General features: G+C 69.8%; 16 protein-coding genes. 6 read left to right on the forward strand and 10 right to left on the reverse strand.

What is annotated here, in order from left to right; translation table 11 throughout:
• Nucleotides 1-646 precede the first annotated feature (646 nt).
• Nucleotides 647-787: a hypothetical protein gene (locus ACLBYD_RS13940; protein WP_447816906.1), complete on the forward strand. Its 141-nt coding sequence runs from the start codon at nucleotides 647-649 to the stop codon at nucleotides 785-787.
• A gap of 3 nt (nucleotides 788-790) precedes the next feature.
• Here the strand turns inward: ACLBYD_RS13940 and ACLBYD_RS13945 are convergent, their stop codons facing one another.
• The 4 genes from ACLBYD_RS13945 to ACLBYD_RS13960 are packed head-to-tail and all read right to left on the reverse strand — an operon-like array spanning nucleotide 791 to nucleotide 3452.
• Nucleotides 791-1267: a VOC family protein gene (locus ACLBYD_RS13945; protein WP_447816907.1), complete on the reverse strand. Its 477-nt coding sequence runs from the start codon at nucleotides 1265-1267 to the stop codon at nucleotides 791-793.
• A 59-nt stretch (nucleotides 1268-1326) separates the two neighbouring features.
• Nucleotides 1327-2496 (reverse strand): zinc-dependent alcohol dehydrogenase, encoded by a 1170-nt coding sequence (locus ACLBYD_RS13950; RefSeq protein ID WP_447816931.1) that lies wholly within the window; start codon nucleotides 2494-2496, stop codon nucleotides 1327-1329.
• Nucleotides 2496-3062 carry an SRPBCC family protein gene (locus tag ACLBYD_RS13955; protein ID WP_019290874.1) on the reverse strand — a complete coding sequence of 189 codons (567 nt, stop codon included), beginning with the start codon at nucleotides 3060-3062 and terminating at the stop codon, nucleotides 2496-2498. Before ACLBYD_RS13955 ends, ACLBYD_RS13950 begins: the two co-directional genes overlap by 1 nt.
• Nucleotides 3063-3119: 57 nt before the next feature.
• Nucleotides 3120-3452 (reverse strand): hypothetical protein, encoded by a 333-nt coding sequence (locus ACLBYD_RS13960; RefSeq protein WP_447816908.1) that lies wholly within the window; start codon nucleotides 3450-3452, stop codon nucleotides 3120-3122.
• Nucleotides 3453-3695: 243 nt separating this feature from the next.
• Here ACLBYD_RS13960 and cysK point away from each other — a divergent pair, with 243 nt between their 5' ends.
• A complete protein-coding gene (gene cysK / locus ACLBYD_RS13965; RefSeq protein WP_447816909.1) occupies nucleotides 3696-4631 on the forward strand; it encodes a cysteine synthase A in 936 nt (311 codons plus the stop codon).
• 8 nt (nucleotides 4632-4639) lie between these two features.
• Nucleotides 4640-5218: a serine O-acetyltransferase EpsC gene (gene epsC / locus ACLBYD_RS13970; RefSeq protein WP_006552687.1), complete on the forward strand. Its 579-nt coding sequence runs from the start codon at nucleotides 4640-4642 to the stop codon at nucleotides 5216-5218.
• An 87-nt stretch (nucleotides 5219-5305) separates the two neighbouring features.
• Here epsC and ACLBYD_RS13975 read toward each other — a convergent pair whose 3' ends face one another.
• Both ACLBYD_RS13975 and ACLBYD_RS13980 read right to left on the reverse strand, forming a co-directional pair.
• Complete coding sequence (locus ACLBYD_RS13975) at nucleotides 5306-6754, reverse strand: aldehyde dehydrogenase (RefSeq protein WP_447816910.1); 1449 nt, start codon at nucleotides 6752-6754, stop codon at nucleotides 5306-5308.
• A 115-nt stretch (nucleotides 6755-6869) separates the two neighbouring features.
• On the reverse strand, nucleotides 6870-7349 hold the full coding sequence (locus tag ACLBYD_RS13980) for a nucleoside deaminase (RefSeq protein WP_447816911.1): 480 nt from the start codon (nucleotides 7347-7349) through the stop codon (nucleotides 6870-6872).
• Between the two features lie 110 nt (nucleotides 7350-7459).
• Between ACLBYD_RS13980 and ACLBYD_RS13985 the strand changes: the two genes are divergently transcribed.
• Nucleotides 7460-7876, forward strand: coding sequence for a hypothetical protein (locus tag ACLBYD_RS13985; protein ID WP_447816912.1), 417 nt, complete (start codon nucleotides 7460-7462; stop codon nucleotides 7874-7876).
• A gap of 6 nt (nucleotides 7877-7882) precedes the next feature.
• Here the strand turns inward: ACLBYD_RS13985 and ACLBYD_RS13990 are convergent, their stop codons facing one another.
• From ACLBYD_RS13990 to ACLBYD_RS14000, 3 genes are all read right to left on the reverse strand, one after another.
• Nucleotides 7883-8314, reverse strand: coding sequence for a CBS domain-containing protein (locus tag ACLBYD_RS13990; RefSeq protein WP_060650341.1), 432 nt, complete (start codon nucleotides 8312-8314; stop codon nucleotides 7883-7885).
• A 106-nt stretch (nucleotides 8315-8420) separates the two neighbouring features.
• Nucleotides 8421-9323 carry an ROK family protein gene (locus ACLBYD_RS13995; protein ID WP_447816913.1) on the reverse strand — a complete coding sequence of 301 codons (903 nt, stop codon included), beginning with the start codon at nucleotides 9321-9323 and terminating at the stop codon, nucleotides 8421-8423.
• A gap of 22 nt (nucleotides 9324-9345) precedes the next feature.
• On the reverse strand, nucleotides 9346-10101 hold the full coding sequence (locus ACLBYD_RS14000) for a class I SAM-dependent methyltransferase (protein WP_447816932.1): 756 nt from the start codon (nucleotides 10099-10101) through the stop codon (nucleotides 9346-9348).
• Between the two features lie 166 nt (nucleotides 10102-10267).
• On the opposite strand from ACLBYD_RS14000, the gene ACLBYD_RS14005 reads away from it, so the two are divergent.
• Complete coding sequence (locus tag ACLBYD_RS14005) at nucleotides 10268-11497, forward strand: glycosyltransferase family 4 protein (RefSeq protein ID WP_447816914.1); 1230 nt, start codon at nucleotides 10268-10270, stop codon at nucleotides 11495-11497.
• On the opposite strand, the gene ACLBYD_RS14010 is transcribed toward ACLBYD_RS14005, so the two are convergent.
• The gene (locus ACLBYD_RS14010) at nucleotides 11408-13159 is read right to left on the reverse strand and encodes a hypothetical protein (protein ID WP_447816915.1); all 1752 of its coding nucleotides are present in this window, start codon (nucleotides 13157-13159) and stop codon (nucleotides 11408-11410) included. The genes ACLBYD_RS14005 and ACLBYD_RS14010 overlap by 90 nt on opposite strands.
• Nucleotides 13160-13339: 180 nt before the next feature.
• Here ACLBYD_RS14010 and ACLBYD_RS14015 point away from each other — a divergent pair, with 180 nt between their 5' ends.
• Nucleotides 13340-14563 (forward strand): polysaccharide biosynthesis protein, encoded by a 1224-nt coding sequence (locus ACLBYD_RS14015; protein ID WP_447816933.1) that lies wholly within the window; start codon nucleotides 13340-13342, stop codon nucleotides 14561-14563.
• The last annotated feature ends 17 nt before the right edge of the window (nucleotides 14564-14580 follow it).

Here is a 14580-nt window from a genome sequence, read left to right on the forward strand (position 1 = left end):
TTCGTCGTCTGTGGGATACGCCGTCCGTGGGGATACGGGGTGAAATCCGGGAAATCGTTCACAGCGGACATCTCGGTTGTGCCACGCTGACCGGTGACGTAGTGCGGCAACGACAGCGTCACGATCTATCCGGACGGAAACCCGGCTGCCGCACGCAACCTCACCGACCTCGGCGTGACGAAGCCCTTCGCCCTCGCCGAGGGCACCGACGGCCGGGTGTTCGTCCCCGGCAACGGCAGCGACACCGTCGCCGTGCTCGATGCCTCCGGCACCCCGATCGTCCCGGCCATCGGCGGGGCCGGTCTCGAGAAACCCCTCGGGGTGGCCGTCGATTCCGCGGGAACCGCGTGGGTCGCGAACTCGCGGGTCATCGGGATCCCCTGCCCGGATCCCGAACTGACCCCCACTCTCGAGGGCAGCCTCACGCTGATCGACGGGAATCTCACGCCGTTCCCCATCACCGGCGGCGGCCTCCGGGTTCCGTGGGGTGTGGTCGTCGACGGCAACGACAACATCTGGGTCGCGAACTTCGCCGGCCGGGCCGTCTCCCAGTTCTGCGGCAGCAGGGCAGTGGCCTGCCGCCCCGGAACCACCACGGGCGCACCGATCTCCCCGAACGTCACCGGCTACGGGATTCGACGGCCTCGTGCGCAACACCGGCATTACGATCGACCAGGCCGGGAACGTGTGGGTGGCGAACAACGGGAAGGAGATCCCGATCCAGACCAACCCCGGCGGTTACGAGATGGTGACCTTCGTCGGGGCCGCCGCGCCCGTGACGCCCTGACCGTCACGCGTTCTGCGTTGCAGCCCACTCGTCGAGCCGTCGCTTCGCTTCCTCCGCGGGCACGTTCTCGACCCGCGTCATCACGGCCCACCGATGACCGAACGGATCGAGGATCGACGCGAACCGGTCGCCGGTGACGAAGGTCGACGGTTCCTCGAACACCCGTGCAACGAGGGCGACGGCCCGCGCGAACACGGCGTCGGCGTCCGCGCAGTACAGCACGTACGAATGGTCGACGTCGTTCGTTCCGCTCGGCGCGTGCAGGCCGATGCCGGGATGGGGATCGCTCAATTGCAGTCGGCCGTTGTCGAAGTCGAGCTCTGCGTGCATCACCGTCCCGTCGGGGCCGTCCATCCGGTCGACGACGGTCGCTCCGAACGCGTCGCAGTAGAAGTCGATCGCGCGGGAGGCACCGTCGACGACGAGGAAGGGGGTGAGGGAGGTGTATCCCTCGGGAATGGGGTTCACCGAATTCGTCATGGCGCCAGTGTCGGACGCCGACCGTGCGCTCGTATCGAAGAAATCCGACCGGTGAGGACCTAGGGGCGGAAGACCGCGCGCAGGCAGTCGTCCTCCTTGTTCTTGAACATCTCGTAGCCGCGTACCGCGTCGGTGAGCGGAAGGTCGTGCGTCATGAGCCAACTCGGGTCCAACCTGCTCTCGAGGACGTGTTCGAACAGGGTGGGCATGTACCGCTGGCCGTGTTGCTGCGCCGTCCGCAGGGTCAAGCTCTTGTTCGTCAGCACCGCCATCGGGAACTTGTCGGTGACACCGTAGATGCCGAGCACCGACACGACTCCGCCCTTGCCGCAGGACAGGATCGCCTCGCGCAGGGAGGTCGCGCGGTCGCTCTCCATCCGCAGCGCCTGCTTGACCTTGTCGTAGGCCTGCATGACGCCGGTTCCGTGACCCTCCATGCCCACGGCGTCGATACAGGCGTCCGGTCCGCGTCCGCCGGTGCTCTCGCGGAGCGTCTCGTAGACGCTGTCGACCTCGGTGTAGTCCACGGTTTCGGCGCCGACCTTCTTCGCGGCGCGGTCGAGGCGGTCTCGGAAACGGTCGATCACGATCACCCTGTCGGCGCCCATGATCTTCGCGCTTGCCGCGGCCATGAGACCGACGGCGCCGGCGCCCCAGACCGCCACGGTGTCGCCCGGGGTGATGTCGCAGAAGTCGGCGCCCATGTAGCCCGTCGGTACCGCGTCCGACAGGAACAGGGCCTGTTCGTCGCCGACACCGTCGGGGATCTGGAAGCAGTTGACGTCGCCGAAGGGCACGCGGATGTACTCGGCGTGCGAACCCTGGTACCCGCCGAAGGGATGGGTGTAGCCGTAGATTCCGCCGGTGGGATAGCCCAGCACGGGTTGCTGCATCGCGGCGTTCGGGTTGGTGGTGTCGCACACCGCGTGCAGGCCGTCGGCGCAGTACGGGCACTTCCCGCATCCGATGAACGACGGCACGACCACCCGGTCGCCGACCCGCACGTTCGTCACCTCCGGGCCGGTGTCGACGATCTCGCCCATGAACTCGTGGCCGATCACGTCGCCCGCCCGCATCCCCGGCAGGTACCCGCCGAGGAAGTGCAGATCGGACCCGCAGGTCGTGGTGAGGCGGACCCGCACGATCACGTCGTGCGGGTTGACCAGGCCGGGATCGTCGACCGTCTCCACCGACAACTCGTTCACGCCCATCCAGCACAGGGCTTGCATCACGCGTCTCCTTCCGATTCACGGGCACTCGGACTGCCCTGCAGGGTGGGGATCTCACCGGTCTGCATGAGAGCCCGCGCACGGTAGAGCGCGGTGAAGGTCAGGGCGCCGGTGACGAGATCGGGGACGGGAACCTCGGCGCGCAGGGTCATCTCGGTGCCGCCCCGGGGCGCGTCGGACACCGCGAGCACTACGCGCGGACCCGGGGTGTCCGCGTCGTCCTCGCCGACGAACGCGAGTCCTTCCGAGGTGACGTCGACGCGGGTGTCCCAGGTCGTCGTCCCGCCGGGGCTCTCCCAGGTCCAGCGCAGCCGGTTCGCTTCGACCGTCTCCACCCGGACGTGGTCGCCGAAGACTCTGCTCAGGTTCTCGGGATCGCGCCAGAACTGCATGACCTGCGCGCGCGGAGCCGCGACGGTCACCGTCTGCGGTTTCCGAGCGTCGACGGGCCGGTCGACGGCGCGCCGGACGAATCCGCCCACCGAGCGACCGGCGTCGTCGATCGCCCTGTTCGCGTTCTCCACGACTCGGCTCGCGTTCTGCACGACTCTGTTGAAGTCGACCACGGTCGTCTCCTTGCTCGGATGCTCGGGTCGGTGTCCGGTACTCGGTGTTCGGTGGAGTCAGGGTTTTCCGCGTTTCGGCGTCTGTTCGGCGACACCGTGCCGTAGCGGGGTGTGATCGTCCGGGGAGTGCGACGGATCGACCGGCGAACCACCCGACGCGTGGTCGACCGGTGGGGCGTTGGTCGGATCTCCACCGGTGGGTTCCGCGCCGGAGGCGAGTTCGTCGCGCCGGGCAGTGAGCACTTCGAGATAGTTCGGCCGGTTCTGGTTCTTCCGCTCGTGCTCGATGAGGACCGTCAACTGTGCTTCGTCGAGTGCGCGGATCCTCGGCGCGAGCGTGCCCGGCGCCAGTTCGTCGTAATCGGGGACGGGAAGATCGTGATGACTCATACGGTCGGCTACCCGTGCTCGGTGGCCGGGCAAACCCGGTCGAGCCGGTCCGAAATCTCGCCGGGCACGAACCCGTCGAGGCCGGGCCGGGCGACGACACGCCGACTCGCCGGGGAATAACGACGGCGTACGGATACGTTCGTACATCGATGGGCCCGCCGAGTCGTCCGATGACGGCGAAATGGTGCAATAGACCGAGACCGCGACCCGAGCCGCCGTGTGTGGCCATGAGGAGGATCGAGCATGAGCAGGATCTACGACAACGTCACCGAGCTGGTCGGGCGGACCCCGATCGTCAAGCTCAACCGTCTGACCGAGGGAGCCGGCGCCACCGTCGCCGCGAAGCTCGAGTTCTACAACCCGGCCAACAGCGTCAAGGACCGCATCGGTGTCGCGATCATCGACGCCGCCGAGAAGTCCGGTGAGCTGAAGCCCGGCGGCACCATCGTCGAGGGCACCTCCGGCAACACCGGTATCGCGCTCGCCATGGTCGGCGCTGCGCGCGGCTACAAGGTCATCCTCACGATGCCCGAGACGATGTCGACCGAGCGTCGCGTGATGCTCCGCGCCTACGGCGCCGAGATCGTCCTCACCCCCGGCTCCGAGGGCATGAAGGGTGCCGTCGCGAAGGCCGAGGAGATCGTCGCGAACACCGAGAACGCCATCCTGGCCCGCCAGTTCGGCAACCCGGCCAACCCGGAGATCCACGAGCGCACCACCGGTGAAGAGGTCTGGAACGACACCGACGGTGCCGTCGACATCTTCGTCGCGGGCATCGGCACGGGTGGCACGCTCACCGGTGTCGGCCGCACCCTCAAGGCCCGCAAGCCCGACGTGAAGATCGTCGGTGTCGAGCCCGCCGACTCGCCGATCCTCACCGGCGGTGAGCCCGGCCCCCACAAGATCCAGGGCATCGGCGCGAACTTCGTGCCCGAGGTCCTCGACCGCGAGATCTACGATGAGATCGTCGACGTGAAGTTCGACGACGCCATCGAGGTCGCCCGCCGCCTGGGCACCGACGAGGGCATCCTCGGAGGCATCTCGGCCGGCGCCAACGTGTGGGCCGCACTCGAGATCGCGAAGCGTCCGGAGAACGTCGGCAAGCTGATCGTCGTCGTCGTTCCCGACTTCGGCGAGCGCTACATCTCCACCCCGCTCTTCGAGCACATCCGGGACTGATCGCCGTCGTGGGTATCCTGCACACTCTCCGGGAGGATCTGCAGTCGGCGCGCGGCCACGATCCGGCCGCGCGCAGCGACGCGGAGAACGCCATCGTCTATTCGGGGCTGCACGCGATCTGGTCGCACCGCATCGCGCACCGGATGTGGCAGGTGCCCGCCCTGAAGGGACCTGCGCGGATCCTCGCGCAGTTCACCCGGTTCCTCACCGGCATCGAGATCCACCCCGGCGCGACCATCGGCCGGCGCTTCTTCATCGACCACGGCATGGGCGTGGTCATCGGTGAGACGGCCGAGATCGGCGACGACGTGATGCTCTACCACGGCGTGACGCTCGGCGGCCGGTCGCTGGCGAAGGAGAAGCGTCATCCGACGCTGGGCAACCGGGTCACCGTCGGGGCGGGGGCGAAGGTCCTCGGCCCGGTGGTGATCGGGGACGACAGCGCGATCGGCGCCAACGCCGTGGTCACCCACGACGTGCCGGCGGATTCGATCGCCACGGGTATCCCCGCGACCGTCCGGTCCCGCAAGAAGCACGAACCGCTCGTGGATCCGACGACGTACATCGATCCCGCGATGTACATCTGAGGTCGCGTCCTCCCGAAATACGAAAGAGGGGAGGATATGTGCGAGTTCTCCGTCGAGAACGCACATATCCTCCCCTTTTTTGCGGGATCAGCCCTCGTAACCGAGCGGGTACAGCACCGACTTGGTCTCGCAGTACGCCTCGACGCCCTCGGGACCGTTCTCGCGGCCGATGCCGGAGTTCTTGTAACCGCCGAACGGCGAACCCGGATCGAATGCGTACCAGTTGATTCCGTACGTGCCGGTGCGCACGCGCGAGGCGATCTCGAGGCCCTTCTCGACGTCGGTGGTGTACACCGAACCGGCCAGGCCGTAGTCGGAATCGTTGGCGATCTTCACGGCCTCGTCGACGCTGTCGTAGGGGATCACGCAGATGACGGGCCCGAAGATCTCCTCGCGGGCGATGGTCATGGAGTTGTCGACGTCGGCGAAGATCGTCGGTTCGACGAAGTAGCCCGTCTCGATGCCCTCGGGGCGACCACCACCGAGCACGAGACGCGCGCCTTCCTCCTTGCCCTTGGCGATGTAGGACTCGACGCGATCGCGCTGCTTCGCGGAGATCAGCGGACCGAGTTGTGCGCCTTCGGTATCGGGCAGTCCGACGGGGAAGAAGGCCGCGGTCGCGGTCATCTTCTCGATCACCTCGTCGTAGCGCGACCGCGGCGCGAGGACGCGGGTCTGCCCGACGCAGGCCTGACCGGTGTTCATCAGGCCGGACATCACCAGCATCGGCATCGTCGAGTCGAGGTCGGCGTCCTCGAGGATTATCGCTGCCGACTTGCCGCCGAGTTCGAGTGAGCAGCGCTTGAGTCCGCGCGCGGCGATCTCACCGATGTGACGACCCACGGCCGTCGAACCGGTGAAGGTGATCTTGTCGACGTCGGGGTGCGAGACCAGGTACTCGCCGGTCTCGGCGCCGCCGGGCACGAGCGAGAGGACGCCCTCGGGAAGCCCTGCCTCCGTGAAGATCTCGGCGAGGACGTTCGTCGTCAGCGGCGATTCGGGAGCGGGCTTGAGGACCACCGTGCATCCGGCGAGCAGGGCGGGTCCGAGTTTGTTGATCATCAGGAACAGCGGCACGTTCCACGCGATGACGGCGGCGACGACGCCGACGGGTTCGCGGCTGACGCGGCTGCGACCGAACAGGCCGGTGCGCTCCTCGGCCCACGGGAACGAATCGGCAAGCCCTGCATAGTAGTTGAGTGTGGCCAGGCCCGACGTCAGCTGCATCATCTCGACCGAGGCCGGCGGCTGGCCCATCTCCGCGGTGAGCGAGGCGCCGATCTCCGCACGACGCTCCTCGATGAGCTTTGCTGCCTTGCCGAGGATCTCGGCGCGCTCGCTCGGGGTGGTGCGCGACCACGGGCCTTCGTCGAAGGCCGTACGGGCGGCGGACACCGCGGCGTCGATGTCCTGCGGTCCCGCGACGGGCACGGAACCGACGCGCTCTTCCGTGGCGGGGGAGAACACCTCGAGTCTCTCGTCGGTCGACGGTGCCACCCATCGGCCGCCGATGAACAACTTGTCGTAGTCGGTCATGTCGCTTCCTCACCTGGCTGTGCTCGTGTATCGGCCGTGTTCGTGTGACCTCGAACACTAGAACACGTTACAACTATTGACCAGGGGGTGACCAGACCGGATGGGACGGGAAGGCTCAATCCCCGAGGTGGCAGCGACGGTGCAGGAGCCGAATCTCCTGCTCGAGCTCGGGAACGGGCCCGTCGGCGACGGCATCCGGCACGACCTCGCGGATCGGCAGCGGACGGACCGGTGCCGGCGGCACGCCCATCTCGTCGAGCCACCGGACCAGTTGTTCGGAGGACGCCGCGTAGACGATCCGCCCCAGGCCGACCCAGCCGTGCGCGGCCGCACACATCGGGCAGTGCTCACCGGAGGTGTAGACGGTGGCGGTGGCACGCCGGTCGGGTTCGAGATGCTCGGCCGCCCACCGCGCGAGCGCGAACTCGGGATGCCGGGTGCGGTCGCCGCCGGCGATGCGGTTGCGGTCCTCGGCCAGGACCGTGCCGTCCGCGTCGACGAGCACCGACCCGAACGGCTCGTCACCTGCCGCGACCGCCTCCTCCGCGAGTTCGACGCACCGCCGCAGATGCTGCAGATCCGTGTCGTTCACCATGGACGTCTCCTTCCTCCCTCGGCTGCACAGTAGGGCGGGGGAGGAGTCGGGTGGCGCGAATCGGCGACCGTCACCACACTGGAGGGTGCCCAACGGTCAGGAGACATGTCATGGCGGAGAACAATCCGTTCGGGTTCGATCCCGAAGATCTCGACCGCGTGGTGCGGGAAGCCGGTGAGGAACTGCGGGAACTGAAGGACCGCATCTTCTCGTTCCTCGAACCGCCGGTGGCGCCGACGCGCACGCAGCCGCGGCCCGAGACCACCGGTGAGAAGGGCGACGGCGTCTGGGTCGTCTACACCACCGACGACGACGGCGTGGCCCGCGTCGACCAGGTCCATCGCACCGAACTCGACGCGCTGCGCACGCTCAAGGGCAACACCGACCCGCGACGCTCGGTGCGGTTCCTGCCCTACGGGATGAGCGTGAGCATCCTCGATCGCCCGAGCGCCACCGAGGGTAGTGCCGCAGAGGAGAGTGCCACCGGCGACACCGCTCCCGACGACGCCGCGACCGGCGAGAACTGATCAGTTCTAGCCACCATCGTGGATGTAGGAGGCGAGCTGGTCGCGTTCGGTCTGTAGTTCGTCGATGCGGCTCTTGACCACGTCGCCGATACTGACGATCCCGACCAGCTGAGCGTCCACCACGACCGGCAGGTGCCGGATCCGTTGTTCGGTCATGGTCTCGGCGAGACTGTCGACCGAATCGGTGGGCAGGCAGGTCGTCACCGTCCGCGACATCAGTTCGTGTGCCGGGGCGGCTAGGATCGACGGTCCGCGTTCGTGCAGGGCTCGCACGACGTCACGTTCGGTGACGATCCCGGCGACGGTCTTGCCCTCGCACACCACCATCGCGCCGATGTTGAATCGTGCGAAGTCGCCGATGAGCTCGCACACCGTGGTGTCGGGCTCGACCGTATGCACCGCCGAACCCTTGTTCCGCAAAATGTCAGCAATCCGCATCCGGTACCGCCGATCTGCTCGCAGAGCATCCCGGCGGCCCCTCACCGGTTTCCGCCGGGACTCCGATGTGGTCCTCAGGGTAGGCCGGAAAGCCCGGTGTGCCGGGTCAGGTTATCCAGTCGTGACCTGCGGCGACGATCGATGCGCCGGTGAGGGTGCCCAGTGCGCCGAGTTCGGCGGGGACGATCTGCAGGTCCTGCACGAACCGCAGGCGGGCGTGCCGGGCCGCCGACGCGAGCATCGGTCGCCACAGGTGCCCGCCCGATTGCGCGAAGCCGCCGCCGACGACCACGCGTCCCACATCCGCCAGTGCTGCTGCCGACGCGATGACCTGGCCCAGTGCCGTCCCGGCCCGCTCGAGTGCCGCCGCGGCGACGCCGACCCCGGCCTCGGCGTCCGCGGCCAGTGCGACACCGTCGGGGCCTTCCCAGCCGTGGGCACGGGCCCAGCGCACCGCCGACGGGCCGCTCGCCACGGTCTCGATGCAGCCGACGCCGCCGCACGCGCACACCGTCGTGCCGTAAGGCGAGACGACGTGCCCGATGTGGCCGGCGTTCCCGGTGCGGCCGCGCACGATCCGGCCGCCGAACACGAGACCGCCGCCGATGCCGGTGCCGAGCACGACCCCGAGCAGGTCGGCGACATCGCGGCCGGCTCCGAAGCGCTGTTCGGCGAGGGTCGCGGCCGCGCCGTCCATCACCGGATCGACGCGGGCGTCGGGGAACACCGAACGCACGGCGTCGACGAGTGCGAAGCCGGAACTCCACTCGGAGATGTTGATCGGGCAGATCGTCCCGGCGTTCGTGTCGACCGGTCCTGCCGCGGCGATCCCCACGGCGGTCACCGGTCCCTCACCGATCTCGGCGACCTCCCGGAGCAGTCCCGCGCACGCGCCCCACACGTCCTTCCGGGGGACCGGCACGGATCGGGCTTCGAGCGGGGTGCCGTCGTCGGCGGCGACGGCCGCGGCGAGCTTGGTGCCACCGACGTCCAGGGCCAATGCGGTCATGGCGACGACACTAAGCGACGAATCAGCGTCGCCGCAGGACCAGGACCAGGTTGCTGACGAGGAACTCCCGGACGCCGGGCACGTCCACGAGCCACCACGCCCAACTCGGGTGGTAGCGGGGGAACGCCGCGAGCAGTTCACCGTCGGGTGTCGAACGCGCCCAGCGCAGACCGTCGCTCGCGCCGACGTCGAACAGCGACACCCCGTACCGGTTCTTCGGCTCCCTGCCGTGTTTGCGGGCGTAACGCCGGGCCGCGTACTCGCCGCCGAAGGCGTGCCACGGACCGGTCTCGTGCCCTCCGAACGGCCCCCACCACAGGGTGTACGACAACACCATCAGTCCGCCGGGACGCGTGACGCGCAGCATCTCGTCGGCCATCATCCACGGCGTCGGGACGTGTTCGGCGACGTTCGACGAGAAGCACACGTCCACCGATCCGGTGCGCAGCGGCAGTGCCAGGCCCGAGCCGCGGATCGCGCCGCCCACCTGCAGGCCGGCGGCGTGCATCTCCGACGGGTCGGGCTCGATCGGCACGTAGCGCGAACCCACCTCGGTGAACGCGTCGGCGAAGTAGCCCGGTCCGCCGCCGACGTCGACGACCGTGGTGCCCGTCAGATCGGCGCCGGTCAGACCCGTGTAGAGATCGCCGATGAGGTCGACGGTGTCGCGCGCGAGACCGCCGTAGAACTTCTCGGGTGCCGTCTGCTCGAACCGGAAGCTGCCGAGCAACCCCACGGAGCGGCGCAGTGTGGCGCGGCGGGCGAACAGCCGGGTCACGTCGGTGCGGGGTCGGGTCGTCGATGGCACGTCCAGTCACCTTAGTGCGGGCCTCACACTCGTCCCTCACCTGTTGCCGACCGGCACCCGCTACTGTGTCCCTGTCATCGTCCGAGTCACATCTGCCCGGCCGGGTGGTCGAGTCGACATACAGGGGGGTCACCGCGTGCGGGAGGTTCTGCTGCTCTGCTGGCGCGATAGCGGGCATCCGCAGGGTGGTGGCAGCGAGCGGTATCTCGAACAGGTCGGGGCGCAGCTCGCGGCGCGCGGCGTCCGCGTCGTCCTGCGGACTGCCTCCTATCCCGGAGCCGCCAAGCGAGACCGGATCGACGGCATCACCGTCAGCCGCGGCGGGGGACGGCTCACCGTCTATCCGCGCGCGCTCGCCGCGATCCTCGCAGGCAGATTCGGTGTCGGCCCCCTCGCCGGTATCCGTCCCGACACCGTCATCGACACCCAGAACGGCATTCCGTTCTTCGCCCGGCTCGTCGCCGGTGCGCCCGTCACGGTGCTCGTGCACCACTGCCACCGTGAACAGTGGCCGGTCGCGGGCAGGCTGATGGCCAAGCTCGGCTGGTGGATCGAGTCGTCGCTCTCGCCGCGCGTGCACCGCCGCAACCAGTACCTCACCGTCTCCCTTCCGTCCGCCGACGAGCTGCGCGCTCTCGGGGTCGACCGGCAGCGGATCGCGGTGGTCCGCAACGGTGTCGACGCCGTTCCCGCCGGTGTCGCGGTGGGCAGCGACGACACGCGCACGGCCCACCCGAGCGTGTGCGTGCTCTCGAGGCTGGTGCCGCACAAGCAGATCGAGGACGCCCTCGCCGCGGTCGCGGCGCTGCGCGGCACCGTCCCGGGTCTGCATCTCGACGTCATCGGCGGCGGGTGGTGGGAGCAGAACCTCCGCGATGCGGCCGCCGAACTCGGCATCGGCGACGCCGTCACCTTCCACGGCCATGTCGACGAGCAGCGCAAGCACGAATTGCTCTCCCGCGCCTGGGTTCACGTGATGCCCTCGCGCAAGGAGGGGTGGGGACTGGCGGTGGTCGAGGCCGCCCAGCACGGTGTGCCCACCATCGGTTACCGCAGCTCCAAGGGACTGACCGACTCGATCATCGACGGCGTGACCGGTGTGCTCGTGGACTCGCCCGCCGAACTGACCGCCGCCGTCGCCGATCTGATCGCCGACGCCGACCGTCGTCGTCAGCTCGGCAACAAGGCCCGCATCCGCGCGGGCGAGTTCTCGTGGGAGGCCACGGGGGAGGGCGTGCACGAGGTCCTGTCCGTCACGACCTTCGGGCACACCGTCTCAGGACTGTTCCCGCGCGCCGACGAGCCGTCGACGCTCGCCGACCCGCTGCCCGAGCGCGCAGCCAGCGCCGCCGGCCAGTACCAGTAGCCACACGACGTGCGCCCCGATCGCCGGGGCGCGATGGGGTGACGGGGTCGAGGTGACTCCCTCCACCCGGTACAGGCTCAGATCCTCGTCCTGATAAGCGGTCTCGAGGGCTCCGAGCGTGCTCTGCGCGTCACCGAGTTCGCCCGGCGTGCCGTGCTCGACGAGCACCCAGCCCACCCCGCGGGCGGCGAGCGCACTCGGATCCGCGCCGGACAGCAGCAGGGCTTCGACGTCCTCCGCGCGACGACTCTCCCCGGCGACACTGCCCTCGGCGACGATCAGGGTTCCGGTCTGCAGGACGTCGGCGCGCAGCATGCGCGGGGACGGATCGAGCACCGGTACGGGCCCGGAGAAGTCGAAGACCCGGAACATGCCCGCGGGCAGCACCGCCACGTCGCCGTCGTCGGCCGTGACGATCTGCGACACCTTCTCCCAGCCCAACGGATAGCGCACGGGCTGCAGTTGCCCGCCCACACCCCACACCAGGTCGGGCAGCGCGACCAGCACGGCGGCGATCGCGGCCGCCGCCCACACCGGTTCGGGCGCCACGAAGCGCCGGGCGAGGACGGTCGTGCCGGCCGCCGCGGCGAGCGCGTAGGCGGGCATCGCCCACGCGACCCACTTCTGGGTGTCGCGCAGCAGTCCCGCGCCGGGCACGTTCACCATCGCCCATTCGCCGACGGCGAGTCCCGGGCCGGTCGCGGCGAGGGCGATGACGAGCACCGCAAGGACGGCAGGCACCACGACCGCGACGATCACGGGGTTCCTGCGTCGCCGCCACAGCGCCGGCACCCCGCACGCCACCACCGTGAGCAGCAGCAGGGTGCCCATCAGCGCCCATGCGGTAGTGCGCGAGGTGGGGACGGATTCGGCGTTCCAGATCCCGCCGAGCCCTGCCACCGAACCGATCGTGCCGAGCAGTGATTCGGCCCGGGCAGCGAAGGCGCGCACACCGGCCGGGTCCGCTTCGGTGCCGCCACCGGCGAGCGCCGTCGCGATCAGCCACGGCAACGACACCGCGACACCCAGCGCGAGTGCGCCGCCCACGCGCGGCAGCACCCGCGTCCGCCCACCGGGGGCGACGAGGACGGCGCAGGCCGTCACGATCGCCAGCAGGGCACCGGTCGGGGTCAGCCCCACAGCGGCCAGGCAGACCGCCAGCGACGCCCAGCCGCCGCGTCTCCGTCGCCGGATCGCGACGGCCGCACAGATCGTCCACGACAGCGCGGCGTACCCGGCGAGCAGACTCCAGTGGCCCTGCAGCAGCCGCTCGGCGACATAGGGATTCCAGATCGCGACCGTCGCCGCGACGAGCCGGGCGCCGGTTCCGCTCGTCGGCAGCACCACCGCGACCAGCCGTGCCGCACCCCATCCCGCCGCCCACAACGACGCGACGAGCAGCGCCGTGACCGCGACACCACCGTCGACGACGGTGCTCACCCACGCCAGGAGGGCGTCCTGCGGCACCGCGCGGGCGGCGGCGTCGGACAGACCGAGGGCGGAATCGGTGAGGAACGATCGGGGAGTGCTCACCGCGTCGCGGAAGAGCAGGTAGCCGGGGGAGACGAGGAACGGACCGAGCACCGCGACCGTCAGGACGAGGGACCAGACCGCCGGGAGAGCCGCCGTCGTGGACATGCGGGACGACTCCGGGCGGGACATGGCGGCAGAATACGGTGTCGTTCCGGATGGGAGGATGAGCGGATGCCGCGAACACCCCGACCCGCGTCGGAGGGCACCGAGACCACTCGTGGTTCGACGACGGGCACCGAGACCACTCGTGGTTCGACGACGGGCACCGAGACCACTCGTGGTTCGACGACGGGAACCGCCGTCGCCGGCATGACACTGGTGACGGTCGGCGCGATGACCGCGAACCTCGCGTCCTATCTGTTGCACCTGCCGGCGGGACGCTGGCTCGGGCCCGCCGGATACGGCGAGTTCGCGAGCCTCCTCGCCGCGCAGCTCGTCCTCGCCGTGCCGGCGCTGGCGTTGCAGACGGTCGTCGCCCGGGAGGCCGTGCACGGCACCGGCGCCGCGGCGCTGCGTCGTCTCGGTTACCGCTGTGCCGTGCTCGCCATCGTCGTCGCGATGCTCCTCGTGCCCGTCGTGGCGTGGGCGCTCGACACGAGTGTCGGGGGCGCGTTCGGGTCGCTCGTCACCGCGCCGCTGCTCGTCCTCCTCGCCGCCGAACAGGGCCTGCTGCAGGGCCGGGGCAGGTTCGCAGCGCTCAGCGTCGTCCTGGCCGCCGCGGGCGTCGCGAAGGTGGTGCCGGCCGTGGCGGTGCTCGCCGTCGGAGGCGGCCCCGGTGCCGCGCTGTTCGCCGGGGCGCTCGGCACGGGTGCGGTCGCGCTGGCCGCGAGTGTGCTCGTGGGCCGGACGTCGGGTGGACGGACGGAACCGGTCCCGACCGCCGGGGCGGTGCTGCGTGCCTCCCAGGTGCAGCTGGCCCTCATCGCCCTCACGTCGCTCGACCTGCTGCTCGCCCGTATGCTGCTCGATCCCGATTCCGCCGGGCTGTACGCGCTGGGGGCGGTGGCGACGAAGGTCGCCTTCTGGTTGCCGCAGGCGGTCGGTGTGGTGCTCTATCCGCGGATGGCGAATCCCGCCCAGTCGGCGGCCGCGGTGCGGTCGGCGCTCACCGTCCTCGTCGCGATCGGCGCGGTGCTCGTCGCCGGCGCGGCGATCTGCGCACCGATCGTCCCGATGCTGGTCGGCGACGCCTACAGGCCGGTGCAGTCGCTGCTGTGGCTGTTCGCGCTGCAGGGCGCATGTCTGGCCGTCCTGCAGGGCGCGCTGCTGTCGGCGATCGCCGGGGAACGTACCCATCTCGCGCTCGTCGCGTGGGTGGGCCTCGCCCTCGAGGCGGTGCTGATGTTCACGGTGGCGTCGACCCTGCGGCAGTTCATCGCCGTCGCTGTCGGTGTGGCCGCCGCGACGGCCGCGGTGGTCGCGGTGCTCGCTCTGCGCGGTGCTGCAGCGACCCGGTCGTCCACGGATGACGCGGCGACCCCGTCCGCCGACGAGTCACCCACGAACGACACCGCCCCCCACCGGGAGCGGTGAGGGGCGGCTCGATTCGT

The sequence above is a fragment of the Rhodococcus sp. C26F genome (genome assembly GCF_053345925.1).

Bases quoted from the DNA above. Each gene is read 5' to 3' on its own strand.
- ACLBYD_RS13945 (WP_447816907.1), bottom strand. From the start codon at position 1,267: ATGACGAATTCGGTGAACCCCATTCCCGAGGGATACACCTCCCTCACC.
- ACLBYD_RS13950 (WP_447816931.1), bottom strand. From the start codon at position 2,496: ATGCAAGCCCTGTGCTGGATGGGCGTGAACGAGTTGTCGGTGGAGACG.
- ACLBYD_RS13960 (WP_447816908.1), bottom strand. From the start codon at position 3,452: ATGAGTCATCACGATCTTCCCGTCCCCGATTACGACGAACTGGCGCCG.
- cysK (WP_447816909.1), top strand. From the start codon at position 3,696: ATGAGCAGGATCTACGACAACGTCACCGAGCTGGTCGGGCGGACCCCG.
- ACLBYD_RS13975 (WP_447816910.1), bottom strand. From the start codon at position 6,754: ATGACCGACTACGACAAGTTGTTCATCGGCGGCCGATGGGTGGCACCG.
- ACLBYD_RS13980 (WP_447816911.1), bottom strand. From the start codon at position 7,349: ATGGTGAACGACACGGATCTGCAGCATCTGCGGCGGTGCGTCGAACTC.
- ACLBYD_RS13985 (WP_447816912.1), top strand. From the start codon at position 7,460: ATGGCGGAGAACAATCCGTTCGGGTTCGATCCCGAAGATCTCGACCGC.
- ACLBYD_RS13990 (WP_060650341.1), bottom strand. From the start codon at position 8,314: ATGCGGATTGCTGACATTTTGCGGAACAAGGGTTCGGCGGTGCATACG.
- ACLBYD_RS13995 (WP_447816913.1), bottom strand. From the start codon at position 9,323: ATGACCGCATTGGCCCTGGACGTCGGTGGCACCAAGCTCGCCGCGGCC.
- ACLBYD_RS14010 (WP_447816915.1), bottom strand. From the start codon at position 13,159: ATGTCCCGCCCGGAGTCGTCCCGCATGTCCACGACGGCGGCTCTCCCG.
- ACLBYD_RS14015 (WP_447816933.1), top strand. From the start codon at position 13,340: ATGACACTGGTGACGGTCGGCGCGATGACCGCGAACCTCGCGTCCTAT.